The 1,110-nt window shown below is 50.9% G+C and carries 2 protein-coding genes; one reads left to right on the top strand and one right to left on the bottom strand.

Going from position 1 to position 1,110, the window contains the following annotated elements; translation table 11 throughout:
- Nucleotides 1-339 precede the first annotated feature (339 nt).
- Nucleotides 340-645 (top strand): hypothetical protein, encoded by a 306-nt coding sequence (locus PMI23_RS28375; protein ID WP_007920016.1) that lies wholly within the window; start codon nt 340-342, stop codon nt 643-645.
- Nucleotides 646-912: 267 nt separating this feature from the next.
- Here PMI23_RS28375 and PMI23_RS28370 read toward each other — a convergent pair.
- A partial coding sequence (locus PMI23_RS28370; RefSeq protein ID WP_042705067.1) for a DUF6124 family protein occupies nt 913-1,110 on the bottom strand: 198 nt, incomplete at its 5' end.

Below are 1,110 nucleotides of genomic sequence, written 5' to 3'. Positions count from 1 at the left end.
CTGACTTCACTGGCCCCTTCGCGAGCAAGCTCGCTCCCACATTTGGAATGCATTTCCCTGTAGGAGCGAGCCTGCTCGCGAAAGGGCCATCCCGGTAGGCAAAAAAATCTCGGCCAAGTCTCGCTGTTTAAATCACTGCTTAAATAGATTTGTCTACTTTTCTTACGACTTGCTGAATCCGCGAGATTCTCGGTGCGATTTCTGAGATTTACCTTTCGTCTGAAAGCGGGCCTTACCTGTCAGGTTTTACAGGTGTGGAGCAGGTGCCTTTGCGATTTGATTGCTGGGTGCCGCCACACTTTTGATGCGCGCACTTCTGTGATGACAGGGAGAAAGGAAATGAAAGGTAAATTCGTAGAATATGATGAAGAAACCGGTATCGTCCATATTGAGAAGGACCCTAAGAAGGACCCTGAGGAGGCCCCTATAGTCGACCCAGTCAGCTATTCCCTCGAAGTCATTAGAGGGGTTATGGTGAGCGCTCCACTAAGTAAGCCCCCACTTTCTTCTGCGCCTGAGGATGAGTATTACTACTTCATCGTTCCTAAAGAGCAAAGACACCAGATGAACATCAAGCTCAAAACATCTGTCGACTTTGATCTTGTTGAAGAAGGGTCTAAAGAAGTGGCCAGCATCCGTTTTTAAATGGCCTGATTTTCAGAAAAAGCGGAAGCAGATGGCGGAATTTGCAGTCTCCCAAAAGATTTTGCCGATTTCGCGTTATCTGCGTTGCGATTTCTGAGTTTTACTGCGTCTTTGATGGCCACTTCGCGAGCAACCTCCCACAGGTTTGGCGTGTAAAACACAGATATGTTTTCGACACCGTTCCCTGTGGGAGTGGGCTTGCTCCGGCGGCGATCCGACGAACGTCGTAGCCACAGCACCTCACTCGGGGCTTGTCACTGATCCGTGTTACTGCGGCAACTGCAGATTATCCATCACCCGATTCACCGCCAGCTCGCCGAGCATGATCAATTGCGCGATCCCCAACAGCGTCCTGCGTTGCGGCGCGGGGATGAGATGGGCGAAGTCATGGGCGATGGTTCTGGCGGAAGCGAGTGTTTCGCTGGTATCGGCTAGCAGTTCCTCATTTTTGAAATCCGCGGTCAC

This window comes from Pseudomonas sp. GM24, from assembly GCF_000282235.1.
GTDB lineage: Bacteria > Pseudomonadota > Gammaproteobacteria > Pseudomonadales > Pseudomonadaceae > Aquipseudomonas.
Note: the sequence above shows the minus strand (reverse complement) of the source record. Positions and strands in the feature narration are given on the sequence as shown.